The sequence below is a fragment of the Clostridium tarantellae genome (assembly GCF_009295725.1).
GTDB lineage: Bacteria > Bacillota > Clostridia > Clostridiales > Clostridiaceae > Sarcina > Sarcina tarantellae.
The window spans coordinates 1-4943 of sequence record NZ_WHJC01000253.1 but is presented as its reverse complement, the minus strand read 5'-3'; the positions used below and the strand labels follow the sequence as shown (position 1 = coordinate 4943).

Sequence of the window (4943 nt, the reverse complement as noted above, 5' to 3'; positions counted from 1 at the left end):
ATGGGGGGAATTTTAAATGAAAAAACACATTAAAAGAATACTTTCTGCTTCTATTCTAGCTACTATGGCTATAAGTTTTTTACCATCTAATATAAGTGTTTTCGCAGTAGAAAGTAAAACTCAAAAGGTTTATGAAATTTATCCAAAGCCACAAAGTATTGATTATACCGGAGGGGAGTTTCAATTAGGACAAAATGTAAACGTAGTCTATGATGATGGAGTTGATGAGCACACTAAAAATAGAGTTCTTGATGTTTTAAAATCTCAAAACTTACAGGCTACAGTTTCCACTGGAATAGTTCCTGGAAAAACAAATTTTTTAATAGGTATAAATAAATCTGGTGGAGTAGTTGATGAATATTTTAATGAAAATGTTACGCATAATGAAAGTTTCTTTGATGAAAACATTGATTCTCATTTAGTTAGTGTTAAGGATGGTGTAATTGGTGTATTAGGAGAAGATCCAGATAGTGCCTTTTATGGTGTTACAACTTTAAAACATGTATTTAATCAAATTGAAGAAAATAAAGAAATTCAAAACTTTAGAGTTGATGATTATGCTAATGTTGCTCGTAGAGGATTTATAGAAGGATATTATGGAAATCCTTGGTCTAATGAAGATAGAGCTGAACTTATGAAATTTGGTGGAGATTATAAATTAAATCAATATGTATTTGCTCCGAAGGATGATATTTACCATAATAAAAAATGGAGAGAATTATATCCATCTGAAGAATTAGTAGAGATTGAAAAATTAGCAAAGGTGGGTAATGAAACAAAAAATAGATATGTTTATGCATTACATCCATTTATGCATAGTCCTATAAGGTTTGATAATGAAGAAAATTATGAAGAAGATTTAGGCATAATAAAGGAAAAATTCACTCAACTTTTAGAAGCTGATGTTAGACAATTTGCTATATTAGCAGATGATGCTAGTGAACCAGCAGGTGGAGCTAGTATGTATGTAAAACTTTTAAATGATTTAACTGTTTGGTTAGAAGAGCAACAAGGAACTTATCCAGACTTAAAAAAGGATATAATGTTCTGTCCTTCAGATTACATGGGAAATGGAAGTTCTAACCAACTTAAAGAATTAAATAAAGCTGGTGATAATGTTAGTATAGTTATGACTGGTGGAAGAATTTGGGGAGAGGTGGATGAGAATTTCTCAAATAACTTTATGAATAATATTGCAACAGAAGGACATCCAGGAAGAGCTCCTTTTTATTGGATTAACTGGCCTTGTTCAGATAATTCTAAAAAACATCTTATAATGGGTGGAAATGATACTTTCTTACATCCAGGGGTAGATCCTAGCAAAATAGATGGAATAGTATTAAATCCAATGCAACAAGCAGAAGCAAATAAATCAGCTTTATTTGCCATAGGAGATTATGCTTGGAATATTTGGGACAATAAAGAACAAGCAGATCAAAACTGGCATGATTCTTTTAAATATATGGATCATGGAACAGCAAAGGAAACAAATTCTTCTCTTGCTTTAAGAGAAATAAGTAAACATATGATAAATCAAAATATGGATGGTCGTGTAACTAAATTAGAAGAATCATTAGAACTTGCTCCAAAATTACAAGATTTTAAGAAAAAATATGAAAATGGTTCTAGTATAAAGACTGAAGCAGAAGTTTTAATAAAGGAATTTACTAATCTTAAAAATGCGGCAGCTTATTACAAAAATAATGCTGGAAATCTTAGAACTAGAGATCAAATAATATATTGGTTAAATTGTTGGGAAGATACAACTAATGCAGCTATAAGTTATTTAAAATCTGCCATAGCTGTTGAAGAAGGAAATGATGAAGGCGCTTGGGAAAATTTTTCAAATGGTCAAAGTTCTTTTGAAAAATCTAAAACCTATGGATTCCACTATGTAGATCATACAGAATATGCAGAGGTGGGAGTTCAACATATAGTTCCATTTATAGAGACTATGGGAGAAAATCTTTCAGCTGTGGTAGGTTCAATACTAGACCCTAATAAAGTAACTGCTACTTTTATAACAAGTAGAGAAGATTCACCAAGTGGAAAAAAAGATAATATTTTTGATGGAAATTCTAGTACAGAATTAGTTTATAAAAATCCTAATAGAATAGATGAAGGAACTTATGTAGGGGTTAAATATAGTAATCCTATAACATTAAATAATGTTGAATTTTTAATGGGAGCTAATGCAAATTTAAATGATACCATGAGAAAAGCAAAAATTCAATATACTATTGACGGAAAAGAATGGGTAGATCTAGAAAATGGAAAAGAATATGAAAATCCTCAAAGCATAAAGGTGGAAAATCTTAATTTAAAGATTAAAGGTATTCGTTTAATTGCAACAGAGGCAAAGAATAATACTTGGTTAGGTGTTAGAGATATAAATGTAAATAAAAAAGAAATAGAAAATCCAGATGCTGGTTTAAATCCAACACTTATAAGAAGCAATGCTTGGAGTGTATATCAAGGGGATGAAAGTAATCTTACAGATAAGAATGATAATACAGATGTTTGGTACAAAACTTCCAATGGAGATACTTCTTTAGCTGGTGAATTTATTGGCTTAGACTTAGGAAAAGTAGCTAAATTAGACCAAATTAGATTTGTAATGGGTAGAGATGGCAGTGGAGATAAATGGAGAAAATATAAGCTTGAATACTCAGTAGATAATGAAAATTGGACAACTGTTAAATCCTATGATAATAGCAGCCATACAACTGGTAAGGATATAATAGATGAAACATTTGACACTCCAATAGAAGCTAGATATGTGAGACTTACTAATTTAGAGAATATTAATAGATGGGTTATATTCTCAGAGTTAGCAGTGGTAAGTAAGGAAGAAGAAAATAGAGGAAGTAAAAATAATATATATACAAATACTGATTTAGATATTTATTCAGTAGCTTCACTTAATTTAACAAAGCTACAACCGGTTGAAGGTTTAGTATTAAATAGTGGAGAATATGTAGGAGTTAAGTTAGATCGTATTAAGGATTTAAGTAGTATAAACTTTGAAACTACTAATGGAAATGGGTTAGTTTTACAAAGTTCATTAAATGGAGTTGAGTGGAGTAATATAGACAATACTTCAGAATTACAGGATGGAAGATATGTAAGAGTTATAAATAATAGTGATGAAGCTATTACCTTTGATTTAAATAGTTTTCAGGTTTTATCTAATGAAGTTACAGCACCAAGCTTAGTTAGTGCCTATGTAGGTGATACAGGTGCAGAAAAAGCAGTGGATGGAGATTTAAGAACTAGTGTTAAATTTAATGGATTCCCTCAAAAGGATGATACTATTGTTTATGATTTAGGACAAGAAATTTTAGTAGATAACTTAAAATATGTGGTTTTAGATACTGAAAAAGATCATGTAAGAGATGGTAAAATACAATTATCATTAGATGGTACTACTTGGACTGATGCTATTACCATTGGAGATGGAGTTGAAAACCCAGCTAATGACTTGGATTCTAAACCAGTTGATAATGGATATAAGCATGGAAATCAATCAAATGGAATTATACCAATAGATAGTGCTTATATGGAAGGTGAAAATTTGAACCAAAAAGCAAGATATGTAAGAATATTATTTACTGCACCATATAATCATAGGTGGACAGTGATAAATGAGCTTATGATAAATAATGGACAATATATTCCAACGGTTAATGATCCAACATTTGTGTCAAATCCTATTGAAGAGAGAGGTTTTGCACCAAGTAATTTAAGAGATGGAAATTTAACTACATCTTACAGACCAGATACTAAAAATGGTGAAATAAAAGAAGGTAGTTTAACTTATAGGCTATCAGAAAAAACAAATGTAAAAAAAATAAATATAGTTCAAAATGGAAATACAATTTCAAATGCAAAAGTAAGTGCAAGAGTTAGTTATAACAATGAAGAAGCAACTTCAAAATGGGTTCAATTAGGAAATTTAGATAGTAGTTTAAATGAATTTATAAATAGTAATTATGAGCATATATTTGAAATAAAGATTGACTGGAATGGAATAGCTCCAAATATATATGAAATAATAACATTAAATGATGAATTTGAACTACCAGCAAAAGATGCTTTACAAAGCAAATATGATGAACTTGTATCCTTAAATAGTGAAGATTATACAGTAGGTAGTTATACTATTTTAACTGATGCATTAGAAAAAGCAAAAGCTATTTTAGATGATGCAAATGCCTCTCAAAAGGAAATAGATAAAGCTTTAGAGAATTTAAATAATGCTTCTGATTCTTTAGTTTATATAAGTGGATTAAAGAATGCAGTTGAAGAAAGTAATACTATATTAAATGGAGAAAATAATTATACTGAAGAAACTTTAAATGTATTAAGAGAAGCTGTTTTAAGTGCACAAGAAGTAATTAATAATGGAAATGCTACTTCTAAGGAAGTTGAAGATGCATTATTATTAGTAAACAATGCTAGAGATGGTTTAGTGGAGAAGGAGCCAGAAATTATAGGGGTAACACCTAATAAAGTAGCTAATGTTCAAGGTAGTGATATAACATCAAGTTCTATTAAATTAAGTTGGATAGCTCCAGATAATGCAGTAGTTAAAGAATATATTATCTATAAAGATGGAGTAGAGATAACTAGAACTACTGGAACAGAATTTACTGTAGAAGAGTTAAAGGCTAATACCTTATATGGCTTTAAAATTGTTGCTGTATCAAAGGATAATTTAAAATCTAGACCAGTATCAAAGAATTTTAGAACTTCAAAATAATATTAAATAATTTAATATGTATTATAAAAATGAATAGGGGATTTCACTCCCCTATTTGTTTTTATAACTGTAAACAACTTTTAAAGATCTTATATATGCAAATATGTTTTTAAAGCATTATAAAATTAATTTACATATGTTTTTTATATAAATTTAAAGAGTTTTTTTCCTGTATCTTATA

The 4943-nt window shown here is 29.3% G+C and carries 1 pseudogene; it reads left to right on the top strand.

Annotation, left to right across the window (positions count from 1 at the left end):
- Positions 1-16: 16 nt before the first annotated feature.
- Positions 17-4723 (top strand): annotated as a pseudogene (locus tag GBZ86_RS12640) (beta-N-acetylglucosaminidase domain-containing protein); the annotation flags it as partial.
- Positions 4724-4943: the final 220 nt, after the last annotated feature.